Genomic DNA, 16,418 nt, shown 5'->3' on the forward strand with positions numbered 1-16,418 from the left:
CCCGGCGCCCGCTCACCGGGGAAGATCGGCGCCCGCCTGCATCAGCATGAGGTGGGTGCCCCAGACGTGCGCGGTCGCCAGTTCCCGGGCCCGCTCGGGTCGCCCGTGCGCCACTGCCCGCAGGACCTCGGCGAGCTCGGCGAGGTGCGCGCGCAGTGCCGGGAGGAGGTCGTGGGGATCGGCGGCCCGGCTCGCCCAGCCATGGTGGGCGAGCCGGCACAGGCCGGGCAGGGCCGCCGGGGCCGCGGCGTCCGACGCGACCCGGTAGAGCGCGCCGTGGCCCTCGCAGTCGTGCCGGAACAACCGTCGCGGGTCGGGTTCGATACCGGCCACGGCGCCGAGGACGCTCGCGTGGCGCAGGAGCGGCTCCCGGGTGTCCGGGGTGACCGCACGGGCCGCACCGGCGGCGACCGCAGGCTCCAGGACCAGGCGGGCCGCGGTGATCTGGTCGAGGGTCGGCGGGGGAGCGGTATCGGCGTCGTCGCCCCGCATGCCGAGCCCGGCACTCTCGAGCCGGTCCGCGGCGTCGTGCAGGGTGATCGTCCCCGACTCGAGCGCGGCGGCGGTGCGCAGGCCGATCCGGGCCGGGCCGTCGTCGTCCGCCGGGACGTCCGGCGCGTTCTGCAGGCCCCGATACAGGTTCCCGGCCAGGGGGAAGCGGCGCTCCGGCTGTCGTGCCGTATCCATGACGACTCCTCCTCGAGGCTTCGAACTCGTGTCGTGTGAGTACCCGCTGATTGATATATTAACGTTCGACCAGACTGTTGCAAAGGGAGAGCGACTCCGTGGTGGTCTGACATGCCGCTGCCGGCCCGCGCGCCGATCGACTGTGTGACCGGCCGTCGTAGAATGACCGGGTGAGCGCCGCACCCCAGGATCTCGCCGCACCGCGGGACTTCGACGTACCGGTGTCGCTGGCGGACCGGGCCTACCTCGCGATCCGCGATCAGCTGATCATGCTCGACATCCCGCCCCTGGCGCCCATCGACGACGACCGGGTCGCGAAGTCGCTCGGGCTGGGGCGGACCCCGGTCCGGGAGGCGCTCAAGCGACTGGAGACCGAGCGGCTGGTCGTGTCCTACCCCCGCCGGGGCACGTTCGCGACCAGCGTGGACATCTCCGACCTGCGCCACATCTCGGAGATCCGGATCCTGCTCGAGCCGCTGGCCGCCCGCCGGGCCGCCGAGTCGGCCTCACCGCAGCGGCGCGAGGAGATCGGCGACCTCGCCGAGCGGACCCGGCTGCTCGACACCGCCGCGATGGCGCGGACCGAGCTGATGCGCTGGGACCTCGCCGTGCACCGGACCATGTACCGCGCTGCGGGCAACCCCTACATGGAGGACGAGCTGGTCCGGTTCCACAACCTGGCCACCCGCATCCACTGCCTGTTCCTCGACCGCCTCACCCACGTCGACCGGCACATCGGTGAGCACACCGGCCTGCTCACCGCGATCGCCGACGGCGACCCGGAGACTGCCGAGACCCTCTGCCGCGACCACGTCGTCGGCTTCGAGCAGGCGATCCGCGCCGTCGTCTAGTGCGGTGGCCACGAACGTTGCCGGGGTGATCGCGGGTCCAGGCGGCGCCTCGCAAGGCGCCGCCCGCAGCCCATACCGGGCGTATGGGCAAGGGCGGCAACGCGGCGAGGCGTCGCCTGGGCGCGCGAGGACCCGGTGAACGTTCGTGGCCACCGCACTAGGGGCGGCCGGGAGCCCAGCCGCAGACGCCTGCCGGCCTGTCTCACGACGGGCGCGCGTGGTCCGCGAGAGGGAGCCGCCCCCCTCGCGAGAGGGAGCCGGGTCTCGCGGGGAGCCGGGAGGATCGGTGACATGCCCGCACCGCCGATCACCGTCATCGCCCCGGCCGCGTCCGCCTGGACGATGCTCTACGTCGTGTCCAAGGTCCACCACGCCGTGACCGGAACCCTGGGCGTGACCGGCGGCCCCGTCGTCCCGCTCGCGTCCTACGCGGCGTACGCGCCCGGAGAGGTGTCTGCGGCACAGTGGGCGAACGCCGGACTGGGGCTGCTGGCCGCCGGGATGCTGCTGCTCGCGATCCGGTTCCCGGCCGGGTGGAACCGGTGGCTGCTGACCGTGCCGATGGCGACGCTGTTCCTGCTGGCGGCGGCCGGTGCGGTCGGCATGGTGGCACGCGACGTGCTGACCGGCTCCGGCGGAACGGTGTTCGGTGCTTACTGTGCGATCTGGGCCGTGCTCGTCGGCGCGACGACGTGGGCCCACCACCGGAGCCGGTGGCGGGCGCCGTCCGTGCCGACGCGCTCGGCTGTTCGACCCTGAGTGCTGGTATCCAGCGAAGCCCGACCGGCTCAGCGGTTGCGCCACACCGGACGGCGCTTCTGGGCGAATGCGGTGACACCCTCGACGCTGTCCTCGCTGAGGAGCAGGTCGTCGAGTGCGGACGACGGGTGGGTGGCGGCGTCGACGGTGTCGGCGATGCCCGCGGTCTCGTTCATGATCTGCAGTGAGACCCGGACCGAGGTCGGCGACCCGTCGAGGATCTCGGCTGCCAGCACGCGTGCGCCCTCCAGCGCGGTCCCGGCCGCGACGACCCGGTTGGCCAGCCCGTACTCGCGGGCCTCGGCGGCGGTGATGCGCCGGCCGGTCAGGATCATCTCGGTGGCGACTGTGGGCGGCACCGTCCGGGGCAGCCGTACGAGGCCGCCCGCGCCGGCCACCAGTCCGACCTTCACCTCGGACAGCGCGAAGGTCGCGGTGTCGTCGGCGACGACCAGGTGGCAGGCCAGCGCGATCTCGCAGCCGCCGCCCATGGCGAACCCGTTCACGGCCGCGATGACCGGTTTGGTCATGTCCCGACGCCCGGTCAGCCCGGCGAACCCGTTCTTGGGCACCCACATCGGCTTCCCGCTCGCGGAGTAGACCAGGTCGTTGCCCGCGGAGAACGCCTTGTCACCGGCTCCGGTGAGGATCGCGACCCACAGGTCCGGATCGGCGAAGTACGCGTCGAAGATCTCGTCGAGCTCGTCGTTCGCCGCGGGGTGCAGGCTGTTGCGCGCCTGCGGCCGGTTGATCGTCACCTCGAGCAGGTGCCCGTCGCGGCGGACCAGGACGTGCTCGTAGTCGTCACGCAGCACCGTCGGACGTGCCGGGAACAGCTCGTCCATCCTGGACCCGGTCGTGGTCACCCGGTTGCCGAAACCGAACGAGCGCACGTGGACGCGGGTCCCGACCGGGTCGCCGATGGTGAGCCGCTCGAGCATCTCCTCGTCGTCGCGGTGCGTGGTGGCGATGAACCGGCGCCCGTCGGCCTCGAGCCGCCCGATGACCACGCCGGTGCGCGCCCCGTTCCGGCCGTGCTTCACGGTCCAGGTCTCGACGGTGGCCCAGCCGTCGGCGTGCAGGGCTTCCGCGGGAGCGGGGCGGCCGTCGATCCGGGCCTGCAGCTCGGCACTGCGATCGGCGCGCCACTCGGTGGGGGTGGTCGAGTAGATCCCGACGGAGTACTTGCTCAGCGCCCCGCCGTTCGCGCCGACGAGGCCGAAGGCGCCCGGCTCGGCCCGCAGCCGCGTGACGGTCTCGGCGACGGCGTGCATCGAGTAGTTGTTGCCCGCGCCGCCGAAGAACGGCAGGCCGCCGGTCAGTGTCAGGCCGCGCGGGTCGTCCGGGGCGAGGCCGAGCCCGTCGCAGACGGCCGACACGGCGACCGGGAAGCAGCTGTAGAGGTCCAGCGTCGTGATCTCGTCCAGGGTGCGTCCGGCGACCTCGAGCGCGTGCCGGACGGCGAGCACCGACGCCGGCGCCGCCGACAGGTCCGCGCGGTCCATCAGCTCCCGCTCGCGCAGGTCGGCGTGGCCGTGCAGGAACACCCAGCGGTCCTGGCCGACCCCGAGGCGGCGGGCGGCGGCCACCGACATCAGCAGCACCGCGGCGCCCTGGTTGACCTGGTCGCGAGCGACCAGGAACCGGGTGTAGGGCTCGGCGATCAGCCGGTTGCGCTCGGTCGGCGTGGCGAGCTCGCCGGCATCGCGTTCCACCGGTGCGGCGGCGTGCGGGTTGCGCGCGGCCACCGTGGTGAACGGCGCGAACAGCTCGCCCATCGCCAGCGCGTATTCCTCGCGCGACTGCCGCAGCCGGGCCCGGCGGGCGTTGTCGAACAGGGCGTACTGGCTGGGGGCGTCGGTGAGGCCGTGGCTCGCGAGGTGCCGCGACATCAGGCCCTTCAGCCCGAAGCCGCGGTCCTCGAGATCGCCGCCGACGTGCTCGGTGAAGTCCGGCCGGTCCTCGGACCCGGCCAGGTGACGCGTGGTGGAGATCGCCTCCGAGCCGAAGACCAGCGCGACCTCCGAGCGGCCCTCGGCGATCGTCCGGGCCAGTTCGGTGATCAGGTGCTGCGGCGACTGCCCGCCGCTGACCTCCAGGATCGCCCGCGCCGGGGTCGCTCCGACCCGCCCGGCGACCGAACGCGGGTAGTTGTCGGACCGGCCCAGCGGGGCGCTCGCGCCCGGGGTGGAGATCTCGAACTGCCGGGCCCCGGCCACGGTGTCGATCGCGGCACCGAGTGCCGCCGGGTCGGCGGCCGCGTCGGTCAGCGCGGCACGAGCGGCCTCGGCGGCGAGGTCGACCGCGGACAGCCTGCGGTACCCGGGGTCGTCGACGCGTTCGGACGCCTGCCCGACGCCGACGAGCACCGGGGTGCGGGGATCGAGTGCGGGGAGATCGGTCATGCCCGTCCTTCTAGTCGGTGAGCGAGTTCAGCTGGGCGAGGCGGCTCTCGCAGTCCGCGACCAGCCGGCGGGTGATGTCCGCGGCCGGTCGCAGGCCGGTGAACGAGCCCACGACCTGGCCGATGAAGAACGACTCGAGCGCCTTGGCGCCCGCGTGGTCCTTCTCGGCGGCGGCGTCGATGCGCTCCCACGCCTCGCTGACGAGCATCGGCTGCAACGGCATCGGCAGCGGGCCCGGGCTGCCCGGCCGTTCCCACGCGTCGTGCCAGGCGCTGCGCAGCTGGCGGGCCGGCTTCCCGGTCCGGGTGGGGGAGCGCAGCGTGTCGGAGCTCGCGGCGGCGAGGAACTTCTCCTTCACCGGCAGCGGGGTGATGTCCTCGTGGCTGGAGAGCCACAGCGAGCCGCACCACACGCCGGCCGCCCCGAGCGCCAGCGCCGCCGCCATCTGCCTGCCCGAGGCGATACCGCCCGCCGCCAGGACGGGCCGGTCCCCGGCCAGCTCCACGATCTCCGGGGTGAGCACCATCGTGGCGATCGTGCCGGTGTGCCCGCCCGCCTCGGTGCCCTGGGCGACCAACAGGTCCACACCGGACTCGAGCTGGCGGACGGCGTGCTTCTGCTGCCCGACCAGGGAACCGACCACCACACCCGCCCGGTGCGCCCGCTCGACCAGGTTCGGGGGCGGGGTGCCCAGCGCGTTGGCGACCAGGGAGATGCGGTGGGAGAACGCGACGTCGAGCAGCGCCGCCGCGCCGTCGGGGTTCAGGGCGACCGCGAGCTCGTCACTGTGCCGGGAGCCGGGCGCGCCCTCCGGAACCCCGTACTCGGCGAGCAGCTTCTCGACGAACTCGATGTGCTCGGCGGGGATCTGTGCGCGCAGGCTCGCGACCAGGTCGTCGGGGTCGCCGGTGGCGAACTTCTCCGGCACCAGCAGGTCGACCCCGTACGGCTTGCCGTCGACCTGCTCCTCGATCCAGGTGAGCTGGGCGTCGAGCTCCTCGGGCGTGTACGCGGTGGCGGCCAGCACGCCGAACCCGCCGGCGTTGGTCACGCCGGCCACCACGCCGGGGGAGCGGTTGAACCCGACGACGGGGTGGTCGACCCCGAGCAGATCGGTCAGGGCGGTGCGGATCATGCGTTTCTCCAGGTGATGACGGCGTCGAGGGCTTCGATCGTGCTGCCGGACACGTGCAGCGGGTTGATCTCGAGCGACTCGAGGTCGTCGCCCAGGGCGAGGGCGAGGTCGCCGACGCGGGCGACGACCTCGGCGAGCGCGTCGAGATCGGCGGGCGGGGTGCCGCGGACACCGTGCAGCAGCGCCGCACCGCGCAGGCTCTCGAGCAGCGCGCGGGCACGGACCGGGGAGACCGGCAGCGGGGACAGGGCCGAGTCGCCGAGCACCTCGACGAACACGCCGCCGAGCGCGACCGCGAGCACCGGCCCCCAGTCCGGGTCGCGGACCACGCCGACGAGCAGCTCGGTGCCGCCGGAGCGCAGGGGCGAGACGAGCACGCCCTCGACCCGTGTTCCGGGGACGTTCGACGCCGCGGTGGTGATCTCGTCGTACGCCGCGGCGACGGCTTCGTCGCCGGTCACTCCGAGCCGGACCCCGCCGATGTCGCTCTTGTGCAGGACGTCGGGGGAGACGACCTTCATCGCGACCGGGCCACCGAAGCCGGCCGCCGCCTTCGCCGCCTGCCGGGCCGAGGTCGCCGCCTCCCCGGGGACGACCGGGATCCCGGCCTCGGTGAGCAGGGCTCGGGCGGCGGTCTCGGACCACGCGCCGCGCCGGGCCGATGCCTCGGGCACCGCGACCGGTGTCCCGGGCTGTGATGTCGCTGCCTGCGGTGTCGCGGCCTGCGGCGTACCGGACACGGCGTCACGGGTGGCGTCGGACCACCATGCGAGGTTGTGCAACGCCACGACCGCCTGCCGCAGGCCGGGGATCACGTGCGGCACGCGTGCCCGCGCCATGACCTCCCGGGTGTAGGCGGTGATCGGCTGGAGTACCTGGTTGACGTAGACGACCGGGCCCGCGGCGTTCTGCATCCCGTCCCCGATGGCGTCGGCGAACACCTGGCCGCTGTAGGGGCGCCCGTCGGACATCCACGGCAGTGAGTTGACGACCGCCACCACCCCGACCCCCGGATCGGCCGAGACGGCCTCGATCGCACGGGTGAACAGGGTCGGGTCGATGATCGCCGCACCGGTCACGTCGAGTGGATTGTGGACCGTGCCGTACGAGGGCATGATCGCGTCCAGCGCCTGCACGGTGGCCGGGGCGAACGCCGGCAGCTCGGCGCCGAGGTCGTCGGCGCGGTCGGCGAGGATGTCGCAGGCGCCGCCGGAGATCGACACCACGCCGATCCCGGGCCGCGCCAGGCGTCCCAGCCGCGCGGCGGTGCCCGCGGTGATCAGCATGTCCTCGATCGAGTCGACCCGGATGACGCCGAGGTCGCGGAAGACCGCGTCGACGGTCCGGTCGTCGCCGACCAGCGCGCCGGTGTGCGCGGCCGCGGTCCGCGCGGCGAGCTCGCTGCTGCCCGCCTTGAGCGCCACGATCGGCTTCCCCGCGGCGGCCGCGCGCCGGGCCGCCGCGCGGAAGACAGCGGGATCGCGGACGGTCTCCAGGAAGATCGCGATCGCCCGGGTGTGCTCGTCGTCGACCAGGTAGTCGAGCACGTGGCCGGCGGTGACCATCGCCTCGTTCCCGAGCGTGACCATGTAGGACAGGTCCGCCCCGGCGACGCCGGCGAAGTCCAGCATGGCCGAGGAGCTCGCGCCGCTCTGGGACAGCAGTGCCACCGGTCCCGACTCGTGCGGCAGCCCGGGGATCGGGGTCACCGGCGTCCGGTGGACGAAGTTGGCGAAGCCCAGCTGGTTCGGTCCGAGCAGCACCATGTCCAGGGACTCGGCGTGCGCCACGAGCTCGGCCTGGGCGGCCCGGCCCGCCTCGCCCGCCTCCCCGTACCCCGCGGACAGGACCACGGCGTTGCGGATGCCGGCCGCGGCCGCATCACTCAGCGCGTCGAGCGTGCCCGCCTGGGGGACCATCATGAAGGCGACGTCGACCGGCTCACCGATCGCGGCGCACGAGGTGACCGTCGGCCGGCCGTGGGTCTCGGCGCCGCGCCGGTTGACCAGGTACGTGCGGTCGGCGTGACCGAACTCGACCAGGTTGCGGTAGGTGACGGCGGAGAAGTTGGACTTGTCCGAGGCGCCGACGAGGGCGACCGAGCGGGGACGGAACAACGACGCGAGCCGCTGCGGGGTGATCGGACCGGCCATCTGCACACTCCTTTGTGGTGATGGTGGGCGAACCGGGTCAGCGGGGGAGCCCGAGACCGCGGGCGATCAGGCCGCGCTGGACGTCGTTGGTGCCACCGCCGACGACGTACATGACCGACAGGCGCAGCGCGTACTCGAACGGCGCGGTGTCCAGGGCGGCCGCCGGCCCGAGGATCTCCAGCGCCGCCTCGCCGAACTCCTCGGCGGTCTCGCCGCCGAGCACGCCGGCCATAGGCGCCTCCAGGCGACCGCCGCCGCCCTGTGCGGTCGCGTCGATCGCGGCCGACACCAGTGCGCGGGTGGCCTGGATCGCGACGGCGACGCGGCCGAGCCGGGCCCGGCGGGCCGAGCCGCGCGGCCCGACGGTGCCCTCGACGTCGGCGCGGAGGACCGCGAGCAGGTCGTCGAGCCGGCGGTGCAGCGTCGCGGCGATGTTGCCCATGGTGATGCGCTCGCCGGCGAGCGCGTCGGTGATCACCTTCCAGCCGCCGCCGACCTCGCCGACGCGTGCCGAGTCGGGCACCCGGACGTCGTCGTAGAACACGGTGCAGGAGATCTCACCGGACAGCGCGCGGTGCTCCCGGACGGTGATCCCGGGGGTGTCCATCGGGACCAGGAACACCGTGATGCCGGCGTGGCGTGGCTGAGCGTCGGGATCGGTCCGGACCGCGAGCCACACCCAGTTCGCCGTGTGGCCCCCGGTCGTCCACAGCTTCTGCCCGTTGATCACCCAGTGGTCGCCGTCGCGGACGGCGCGGGTGCGTAGCGACGCCAGGTCGGACCCGGCTTCGGGTTCGCTGTAGCCGAGGCAGAACTCGAGCTCGCCGCGGCGCACGAGCGGCAGGAAGCGGTCGCGCTGCTCGGGGCTGCCGTGCTGGAGGATCGAGTTGCCGAGCAGCATGACCGAGGCGAGTGCCATGGTGACGGGCGCGCCGGAGTAGGCGGCCTCCTCCTGGAGCACGACCTGTTCGGCCAGGCTCGCGTTGCGGCCGCCGTACTCCTGCGGCCAGGCGAACCCCAGCCAGCCGCGGTCGGCCACGGCGCGCACCACGTCACGGTCGGCCCGGATGCTGCCGGGGGAGAAGGTGTGGGCGTACCCGGCGAACAGCGACCGCACCTCGGCCCGGAACGCCTCGCCCGACTCGCCCGCGTCGAACGGCGGCAGCGACGCGCCGGTCTCGACCAGGACGTCGGCGATCTCGCCCGCGGTGCGGGGGTACTCGTGCAACCGCGTGAGGTCGGCGTGCACCCGCCGGAACAGCCACGGTGCCTCGTGCTCCTCGAAGTAGCCGACCGCCGCGAGGGTGTGCTGGGCCCCGAGCTGCACCCGGGGCCCGGCGGCCCGCACGTGCTCGACCGCGATCTGCGCCCAGGACGCCCACGCCGCGGTCCGCGCCGCCCACTGCCGCTGGGCCTGGTCGAGCAGCAGGTTCGCCGCGCTGACGTCGATCTGGCAGGAGGCGGTGCGCTGCTGGACCGCACCGAACGAGCCGATCGGCCGGCCGAACTGGTGCCGGGTCCTGGCGTGCTCCACCGCCATCTCGTGCGCCCGCTCCGCCGCTGCGGCCGCGCGGGTGGCGAGCCCCAGCCGCAGCAGAACCACGATCTCGTCCGCGCGGGCGGGGTCGATGTCCAGTGTGGTCACCGTGGCTCCGAGCCGGACACGGGACCACGACGGCACGGCCAGACCGGGCCGGGCCTCGGTTCCCGTGATCTCCCGGAGCACGGCGGTCCCGCCCTCGGCCGGTACGAGCAGCACGTGTGTGGCGGCGGTCGCCGCCTCCGCGTGGTCCACCACCTCGGTGACGCCGGAGACCGCCACCAGGACCCGGACGTCACCCGAGTCGAGACCCGGCAGATCCGGCAGGAGGCGGCCGGCGACGAAGCCGTCGAGAACGGGGAGCGGGCAGGCCACCCGGCCCAGCCGGCGGACGGCGGCGAGTGCGGCATCCAGCGCGCCGGCCCGGCCCAGGCCGAACCACCCCTGCGCGGCAGCCGTCCGCCACAGCTTCTCCAGATCGCCGGAGGCGGCCGCGGTCGCATCACCCCAGTGGTCGCCGACCACTCGCGCCACCGATTCGGCGAAGGCGGCAACCTCGTCGTTCGACGCCATGGGCGCTCCCCATACCTGAACGGGTTCCGTCCGTAAGTCGTGGTCAGACTATGCTGACGGAAGCCGTTCAGCAATACGCCGGGAGGACGCGGTGACCGGGACGCAGCCGGCCGGCCGGCCACGTGACCCCGTGGTCGACCAGCGGATCGCCGAAGCGGCGATCGGGCTCTTCGGAGAGCAGGGGTGGGCCGGGTTCAGCGTCGAGGCGGTGGCCAGGCGCGCCGGTGTGGGCAAGGCGTCGATCTACCTGCGCTGGCCGACCAAGCAGGCACTGCTGCTGGAGGCGCTGCGACGGCACGTACAGGGCGTGGCCGAGGTCGAGGCGAGCGACGTGCGCGACGAGCTGGTCCAGCTCGGGATGCAGCTGATGCGGCACTACCTCGGCGAGGCGGGCCGGGCCGCGCTGCGGATCTCGGTGGAAGCCGACCACATCCCCGGTGTGGCCGAGCACTGGGCCACGATCCGCGAGTCGCGGGTCCTCGCCGCCCGCGCGATCGTCCGGCGTGCCATCGACCGGGGTGAGCTGTCCGATGCCACCTCGGTCACATTGCTGCTGGACACCCTGTGCGGTGCGGTGATGAACCACGTTCAGGCGACACCGGAGGCCGCCCGGGCCAAGCTCCTGCCTGCCGGGGAGAGCTACGTGGTCCGCCTGGTCGACTTCCTGCTCCCGCGCACGCCGGTGCCGGGGCGCTGACCTCCACGGTCACGCCCGGCACCGGCGTCGGGGCTCAGGACACCTCGGCCAGGTACGCCTCGGTCTTGGCCGGATCCATCAGCCAGTGCTGGAAGTCCGACGGGTCGCTGAAGCCGTTGGCGAAGCGGCGCGCCACGGTGTCGTTCTCCTGCGCCGTACCGAGGATCTTCATGATGTGCTCCGGCGGCGGCGCCAGCATTGCGTTGGTCCAGTTCGTGACGTGCTGGGCGTGGTCCCAGTACCGCTCGAACGTCGCGTTCATCCACTCCTGGTCGTAGGGCTGGTCACCCCGTTCCAGGATGCAGTTCAGGTAGACCTCCGCGCACTTGGCGGCGTTGTTCGAGCCCTGGCCGGTGATCGGGTCGTTGGCCACGACGACGTCGGCCATGCCGAGCACCTTGCCGCCGGAGGGCAGCTCGCCCACCGGGTGCCGGACGGTCGGGGTGTACCCGCCGGCGAGGGCGGCCAGCGGGTCGGTGAGCGTCGCGTCGCGCGCCCGCTCGTACTCCCACGGCAGGTACTTCTGCATGAGGCCGCGCATCCGGTCGAACTGCTCCTGCGAACCGGGCCGGTCGTCCCAGCAGTCCAGCGGGCCACCGGGGAGTCCCTCGAAGAAGAAGATCTCGCAGTTGCCGCTGAGCGTGTGGCCGGGGATGACGAAGAGCTCGCCGACCTCGGGGATGACGTTGAACCGGACCGCGCGGAACTCGGGGTGCTCCGGGCGCGGCGGGGCACCGTGCGCGTAGGCCAGCGAGAGGACCCGCTGTGGACGCGTGTACGGGGAGCGGTCGGGGTTGCGGTCGAAGAGCTGGACCAGCTCGCCCTTGCCTGCCGCGACGATCACCAGGTCGTACATGGCGGTGAACCGGTCCAGGTCGGCGGTGGTGACGCCGTGCGTGATGACCTTGCCGCCGCGCTTCTCCAGCAGCTCCAGCCAGCCGGCCATCTTCACCCGCTGGTCGACCGACTGGGCGTACTCGTCGAGCTTGCCGACCCAGTCCAGCACCCGGGACGAGTCGGGCCCGGCGATCGAGACCCCGAGACCCTCCACCCGGACGGCCTTGTCCTCCCACAGGTTCAGCCCGTGCTTGCGCTCGATCTCGAGGGCGTCCCCGAACATGCACTGGGTGGACATCACCCGGCTGCGGCGGATCTCGTCGGGGGTGCGTGCCGACATCAGGGTGATGTCGTAGCCGTGTTCCCGCAGGGTCAGCGCAAGTTGGAGGCCGGACTGGCCCGCGCCGACGATGAGGACCTTAGGCATGTGTCTGTGCCCTTCCTGGCTGTGAGAGTTCACCGAGCGACAGCACGTACGCGACGAGCCGGCGCAGGGTTTCGACCGTCGACGCCGGTTCCCGGGCGTCGACGGTGATCAACGGGACGTGGTCGGGGAGCGCCAGTGCCTCGCGGACGTCGTCGAGGTCGTGGTGCAGGTCCCCGTGGAACGTGTTCACCGCGACGACGAACGGGAGGTCCGAGTCGTTCTCGAAGTAGTTGATCGCGGCGAACGACCGCTCCAGCTTGCGGGTGTCGACGAGCACGACGGCACCGAGGGCGCCGCGGGTCAGGTCGTCCCAGAGGAACCAGAACCGGGGCTGTCCCGGGGTGCCGAACAGGTAGAGCAGCAGGTCCGGGTGCAGCGTGATGCGGCCGAAGTCCATCGCCACCGTGGTGGTGGTCTTCTCCGCGTCGATCGGCTCGTCAATTCCGGTCCCGGCCTCGGTCATCCACGCCTCGGTGTTGAGCGGCGGGACCTCCGAGACCGAGCCGACGAACGTCGTCTTGCCGACGCTGAACCCCCCGGCGACGACGATCTTCGCGGAGACCGTGACGTCGGGCTCCCTGGCGGGGGTCACGGCCGGCGGCTCAGACCGGTAGCCGTTGGAGTCCATCGAGGATCCTTCCGAGCATCTCGCGGTCGTGCTGGTAGGTGTGCGCGGTGGGGTGGACGTAGACGGCGCCCTGGGCCACCAGGTCGCTGATCAACACCCGGACCACGCCGAGCGGGGCGGCGATGGCCACCGACAGCTCGGCGATCGAGGCGCGGGAACGGGCGTGCTCGTAGAGCATCCGCGACTCGGGCATCAACGTCTCGGACAGGCCCGGGTCGTAGTCCGGTACCGAGACCAGCGCCTCGACCAGCAACTCGTGCCGGGCCCGGGTCCGGCCCCCGGTCAGGGTGTAGGGCCGGATCCGCCTGCTGCGGGTTCTCCCGCGCCCCTCGGGCGACGTGTCGGACGGCATGGTGGTCACCTCCCGGTCAGGCCTGCGCCCGCCGCGCGGACAGCACGCGGCGCAGATCGGCACGGACTTCGGGGGTCAGGACGTGGCCCGCGTTGCGTACGAACTGGGTCATCTCGTACCCCACGACCTTCATGTCGCAACCGGGCCCGGTCAGCACCGCGATCCCGGCGCCGGAGCCGATGCCCATGAACAGGAAGTAGCCGCGCGTCATCCTGATCATGATCTGTTCGCAGCCGCCCTTGTCGAACAGCGCGGCGCTGTTGTGGGCGAGGCTCAGCAGGCCGCTGGAGATCGCCGCGAGCTGCTCCGCGTCGTCGGTCGTGACGGACTCCGACGCGGTCAGCGGGAACCCGTCCGACGACATGACCAGGGCGTGGGTGACGCCGTGCACGCGGCTGACGAACTCGTTGACGAGCCAGCCGAACTCCTGGGGGGCGGACGTGGTGTCGGCCATCACTTCGCCTCCCCGTCCTCGGCGCCGGTCTCCCGGGCGTTCGCTGCCATCTCACCGTCGGTGAAGCCGTCGAGGTCGGCCAGGAACTGGTCCTGACCGTCCTCGGGGCCGGCGCCCAACGCGGTGGAGGGACCGTCGGTGCCCGCGGCACCCGGCTTGATGCTGCGCGAGACCCGGCGGGGCAGCCCGCTCGATGTGGTGCCGCTCACCGCGGGACTCGGCGGCCGGGGCGTCGGTGACGGTCGCTGGGCCGAGGACTCGGCGGCCGGGCGCTGCATCGGGGGGCCGTCGCGGCGGGGCAGACCGGCGGGCGGGATGGCCGGCGGTTCGGCCGCGGCCACGGTGTCCGGCACGAAAGCCGGACTGTCGTGCTGGGGCTGGCGCACGTGGTGCCGTCCGTTCACCGGCACGGTCCGTTCACCGCTCCAGTTGCCCTCGGGCAGCTCGGTCACCAACGACGGCGGGACGAGCACGGTGGCGGTGGTGCCGTTCGGGACCCGGTGGTCGAGCGAGACCCGCAACCCGTGCCGCTCGGCCAGCCGGCGGACCACGGCCAGGCCCATGTGCCGCACCGCGGCGTCGTCGAGCCGCCGCGACCGGGAGAGCCGGTCGTTGAGCTCGGCGAGGCGGTCCGCGGGGAGCCCGATCCCGTCGTCCTCGATCCGGACCAGGACCCTGCCCTGCTCGGTGAGGTGCCCGCTGACCCGCACGTCCGCGTTCGGCGGGGAGTGCTGGGTGGCGTTGTCGAGGAGCTCGGTGAGTACCCGGCTCAGGTCGTTCGCGGCGAACCCGACGACGCCCAGCGATGCCACGCGGCCGATGCTGACCTTGGCGTACTGGTCGATCGACGACATCGCGGCACGCACGGTGTCGAGGACGGAGATGGTGTCGCCACCGTCCTCGTCGGCGTCGTGATCGACCAGGACGCGCAGGTTCTCGGCGTTGCGCCGCAGTCGCGCGGCCAGGTGGTCCAGCCGGTAGAGCTGGTCCAGCCGATGGCTGTCGTCCTCGCCGCGCTCCATCGCCTCGAGGTTGGACAGGAGCGTGTCGATCAGGTTGAGGTCACGCAGCGCGATGCTCGCGCAGACGTCCATCAGTGACTCGTCCGGTACGGCCGCCGGCGGGGAGGCCGGTGGGGAGATCGGGACGCTCGGAGCGACGGGTGCGCTCGGGGCGGCCTCGATGGCCCTGCGCAGGGCCGGTCGTTGCGGGTCCAGGATCTGTGCCGCGGCCACGCGTGAGCGGTCCAGCAACACGCGTGATCGGTCGAAGAGCTCTCGAGCGCGTGCGCGCGTCGCCATGCGCCCCACCTTTGTGGTCGTAACGGTGCGTATCTGCTCGGTCATTCTCGGGGAACCCGCGCTATGGAAGCAGAGCCGCCGGAGAATGTCGACAGGGGGGAGGCGGGTCCATCTGGCCTATTGCACTAGGCCGTTCGTTGGGGTAAGTCCTCGGCGACCAGTCGCTGAGGGCCTCGTGACCTGCCGGAGTGATGGCTCCGTCGCCCGATCACCGGTCCGGAGCGGGCAGCCGTAGGAGAATGCTCACGCGGACCGGGACGATTGTCGAGTGGGGCCCTTTCGAAAGACTCCCCGAGCAATTCCGGGGTGGTCTCCGACGGTTTCCGGAAATGTTCCTGTTGTGTGTGCCGGGCGCAGCGCGGGCCGGGCCCGGCATCGGCTCGGGTTCGTGTCCGAACAGGTCACGACGCCGGCCGCCGCGGTCACCGTGACCGGCTGCGCGCGAACGACGGTCGCGGTCGACCACCGGTGTTCCGCGTCCGCGGCAGGCGGGCGCGGACCTCGCACGGCCGACCCCGTATCGGGTGACCGAGGGCGTCGACCCGTTCCCGGAGAGTGTCGACGCGTTCTGCCGCGGCATCGGCGACGCCTCGCCGATAATGCGGAATCCCGGCCGGACCCAGGGGCGGAAATCCGGCCACACTCCGCGGAAGGCTCGGTCGAGCGCGTCCGGAGCGGCCCGGAGACGGGTCCGAGGTCGTGGAGTGATCTTCGCCGCGGCCCGCCGCCGTCGAGCCGGGCTGCGTCGTAGAGCAGGGCTCTGTCGTCGAGCCGGGTTGCGTCGTCGAGCCGGGTTGCGTCGTCGGGCCGGGCTGCGTCGTCGGGCCGGGCTGCGGACGAGCAGCCCGCACGAGCGCCCTCCGCCCGTGCGGTTCTCAGCCGTTGCGGGCCTCGTCCTGCACGTTCCGTCCGGCGTCCTCGGCCCGGTCCCGGACCTCCTCAGCGGCCGAGTGTCCCTCCGCCCGGACGTTCGAGGCCGCCTGCTGCGCGGTCTCCTGCACCGCCCGGGCGGCCTGCTCGGCAGGGTTGCGCAGGGCACCGCCGAGCTCCTCGGCCTTCTCCCCGGCCTGCCGGGCCAACGGCCGTCCCACCTCGAGGGCCTTCTCCTCGGCCTGCCCGGCCAGTTCCTGCTCGCGCCGGCTCGCCGGCAGCACCGAGGACGCCAGCCACCCCGCGCCGAACGCGATGAGGCCTGCGGCGAGCGGGTTGCCCCGGGTCTGCCGCCGGGCGGCCCGCGGTGCGGCGCGTGCGGTGCCGGAGACCGTCGACGCGGCGTCCGAGGCCCGGTCCGCCACGGTGCCGGCGACGTCCTCGACCCGGTCCGCCCCCTCGTCCGCGAGGGAGTGCGCGGTCCGGCCCGCGTGGCGGACGTGGTCGGCGGTGTCGCTGCCCATCACCGCGTCGCGCCAGCCGGCCAGCCGGCCGCGCGCCCGGTCGACCCGCCGTTCCACGATGCGGCCGGGGGTCACCTTCTCGGTCAGCGCGTCGACGTCGCCGCTGAGCTGCCGCTGGATACGCGCGATGTCCCGGCGGATCGCCTCCGGGTCGTCGGGCGCCGCCGGGTGCGGTACGGGATGGGGTGTGCCGTGCGGAGGTGTGCTGTGCGGAGTGGTCATCGG

General features: G+C 73.1%; 14 protein-coding genes. 3 read left to right on the forward strand and 11 right to left on the reverse strand.

Features of this window, described 5'->3' with window-relative positions:
• Nucleotides 1-12: 12 nt before the first annotated feature.
• Complete coding sequence (locus tag JOF36_RS17055) at nt 13-687, reverse strand: FCD domain-containing protein (protein ID WP_210027911.1); 675 nt, start codon at nt 685-687, stop codon at nt 13-15.
• A 170-nt stretch (nt 688-857) separates the two neighbouring features.
• Between JOF36_RS17055 and JOF36_RS17060 the strand changes: the two genes are divergently transcribed.
• Both JOF36_RS17060 and JOF36_RS17065 read left to right on the forward strand, forming a co-directional pair.
• A complete protein-coding gene (locus JOF36_RS17060; protein WP_307862433.1) occupies nt 858-1,538 on the forward strand; it encodes a GntR family transcriptional regulator in 681 nt (226 codons plus the stop codon).
• Nucleotides 1,539-1,829: 291 nt separating this feature from the next.
• On the forward strand, nt 1,830-2,297 hold the full coding sequence (locus JOF36_RS17065; protein WP_210027913.1) for a hypothetical protein: 468 nt from the start codon (nt 1,830-1,832) through the stop codon (nt 2,295-2,297).
• A 29-nt stretch (nt 2,298-2,326) separates the two neighbouring features.
• Here the strand turns inward: JOF36_RS17065 and JOF36_RS17070 are convergent, their stop codons facing one another.
• The 4 genes from JOF36_RS17070 to JOF36_RS17085 are packed head-to-tail and all read right to left on the reverse strand — an operon-like array spanning nt 2,327 to nt 10,103.
• Nucleotides 2,327-4,702, reverse strand: coding sequence for an acetyl-CoA acetyltransferase (locus tag JOF36_RS17070; RefSeq protein WP_210027915.1), 2,376 nt, complete (start codon nt 4,700-4,702; stop codon nt 2,327-2,329).
• Between the two features lie 10 nt (nt 4,703-4,712).
• Nucleotides 4,713-5,837 (reverse strand): NAD(P)H-dependent flavin oxidoreductase, encoded by a 1,125-nt coding sequence (locus JOF36_RS17075; RefSeq protein ID WP_245350877.1) that lies wholly within the window; start codon nt 5,835-5,837, stop codon nt 4,713-4,715.
• The gene (locus tag JOF36_RS17080) at nt 5,834-7,990 is read right to left on the reverse strand and encodes an acetate--CoA ligase family protein (RefSeq protein WP_210027917.1); all 2,157 of its coding nucleotides are present in this window, start codon (nt 7,988-7,990) and stop codon (nt 5,834-5,836) included. Before JOF36_RS17080 ends, JOF36_RS17075 begins: the two co-directional genes overlap by 4 nt.
• A gap of 37 nt (nt 7,991-8,027) precedes the next feature.
• The gene (locus JOF36_RS17085; RefSeq protein ID WP_210027918.1) at nt 8,028-10,103 is read right to left on the reverse strand and encodes an acyl-CoA dehydrogenase family protein; all 2,076 of its coding nucleotides are present in this window, start codon (nt 10,101-10,103) and stop codon (nt 8,028-8,030) included.
• Nucleotides 10,104-10,194: 91 nt separating this feature from the next.
• On the opposite strand from JOF36_RS17085, the gene JOF36_RS39115 reads away from it, so the two are divergent.
• Nucleotides 10,195-10,800, forward strand: a complete 606-nt coding sequence (locus JOF36_RS39115) for a TetR/AcrR family transcriptional regulator (protein ID WP_210027919.1) — start codon at nt 10,195-10,197, stop codon at nt 10,798-10,800.
• 34 nt (nt 10,801-10,834) lie between these two features.
• On the opposite strand, the gene JOF36_RS17095 is transcribed toward JOF36_RS39115, so the two are convergent.
• The 6 genes from JOF36_RS17095 to JOF36_RS17125 all read right to left on the reverse strand — a co-directional run bounded on the left by JOF36_RS17095 (nt 10,835) and on the right by JOF36_RS17125 (nt 16,415).
• The gene (locus tag JOF36_RS17095) at nt 10,835-12,064 is read right to left on the reverse strand and encodes a styrene monooxygenase/indole monooxygenase family protein (protein ID WP_210027920.1); all 1,230 of its coding nucleotides are present in this window, start codon (nt 12,062-12,064) and stop codon (nt 10,835-10,837) included.
• Nucleotides 12,057-12,692 carry a GTP-binding protein gene (locus JOF36_RS17100; protein ID WP_210027921.1) on the reverse strand — a complete coding sequence of 212 codons (636 nt, stop codon included), beginning with the start codon at nt 12,690-12,692 and terminating at the stop codon, nt 12,057-12,059. Before JOF36_RS17100 ends, JOF36_RS17095 begins: the two co-directional genes overlap by 8 nt.
• Complete coding sequence (locus JOF36_RS17105) at nt 12,667-13,044, reverse strand: DUF742 domain-containing protein (protein WP_210027922.1); 378 nt, start codon at nt 13,042-13,044, stop codon at nt 12,667-12,669. The genes JOF36_RS17100 and JOF36_RS17105 overlap by 26 nt, the downstream gene beginning before the upstream one ends.
• 16 nt (nt 13,045-13,060) lie before the next feature.
• Nucleotides 13,061-13,498 (reverse strand): roadblock/LC7 domain-containing protein, encoded by a 438-nt coding sequence (locus JOF36_RS17110; RefSeq protein ID WP_210027923.1) that lies wholly within the window; start codon nt 13,496-13,498, stop codon nt 13,061-13,063.
• A complete protein-coding gene (locus tag JOF36_RS17115; RefSeq protein WP_210027924.1) occupies nt 13,498-14,799 on the reverse strand; it encodes a sensor histidine kinase in 1,302 nt (433 codons plus the stop codon). Before JOF36_RS17115 ends, JOF36_RS17110 begins: the two co-directional genes overlap by 1 nt.
• Before the next feature lie 875 nt (nt 14,800-15,674).
• Nucleotides 15,675-16,415 carry a DUF3618 domain-containing protein gene (locus JOF36_RS17125; RefSeq protein WP_210027925.1) on the reverse strand — a complete coding sequence of 247 codons (741 nt, stop codon included), beginning with the start codon at nt 16,413-16,415 and terminating at the stop codon, nt 15,675-15,677.
• Nucleotides 16,416-16,418: the final 3 nt, after the last annotated feature.

This window comes from Pseudonocardia parietis (assembly GCF_017876315.1).
Taxonomy (GTDB): Bacteria; Actinomycetota; Actinomycetes; order Mycobacteriales; family Pseudonocardiaceae; genus Pseudonocardia; species Pseudonocardia parietis.

Excerpts from the sequence above, each read along its gene's own strand:
- JOF36_RS17055 (WP_210027911.1), bottom strand. The coding sequence starts at position 687 with ATGGATACGGCACGACAGCCGGAGCGCCGCTTCCCCCTGGCCGGGAAC.
- JOF36_RS17065 (WP_210027913.1), top strand. The coding sequence starts at position 1,830 with ATGCCCGCACCGCCGATCACCGTCATCGCCCCGGCCGCGTCCGCCTGG.
- JOF36_RS17070 (WP_210027915.1), bottom strand. The coding sequence starts at position 4,702 with ATGACCGATCTCCCCGCACTCGATCCCCGCACCCCGGTGCTCGTCGGC.
- JOF36_RS17075 (WP_245350877.1), bottom strand. The coding sequence starts at position 5,837 with ATGATCCGCACCGCCCTGACCGATCTGCTCGGGGTCGACCACCCCGTC.
- JOF36_RS17080 (WP_210027917.1), bottom strand. The coding sequence starts at position 7,990 with ATGGCCGGTCCGATCACCCCGCAGCGGCTCGCGTCGTTGTTCCGTCCC.
- JOF36_RS17085 (WP_210027918.1), bottom strand. The coding sequence starts at position 10,103 with ATGGCGTCGAACGACGAGGTTGCCGCCTTCGCCGAATCGGTGGCGCGA.
- JOF36_RS17095 (WP_210027920.1), bottom strand. The coding sequence starts at position 12,064 with ATGCCTAAGGTCCTCATCGTCGGCGCGGGCCAGTCCGGCCTCCAACTT.
- JOF36_RS17100 (WP_210027921.1), bottom strand. The coding sequence starts at position 12,692 with ATGGACTCCAACGGCTACCGGTCTGAGCCGCCGGCCGTGACCCCCGCC.
- JOF36_RS17105 (WP_210027922.1), bottom strand. The coding sequence starts at position 13,044 with ATGCCGTCCGACACGTCGCCCGAGGGGCGCGGGAGAACCCGCAGCAGG.
- JOF36_RS17110 (WP_210027923.1), bottom strand. The coding sequence starts at position 13,498 with ATGGCCGACACCACGTCCGCCCCCCAGGAGTTCGGCTGGCTCGTCAAC.
- JOF36_RS17115 (WP_210027924.1), bottom strand. The coding sequence starts at position 14,799 with ATGGCGACGCGCGCACGCGCTCGAGAGCTCTTCGACCGATCACGCGTG.
- JOF36_RS17125 (WP_210027925.1), bottom strand. The coding sequence starts at position 16,415 with ATGACCACTCCGCACAGCACACCTCCGCACGGCACACCCCATCCCGTA.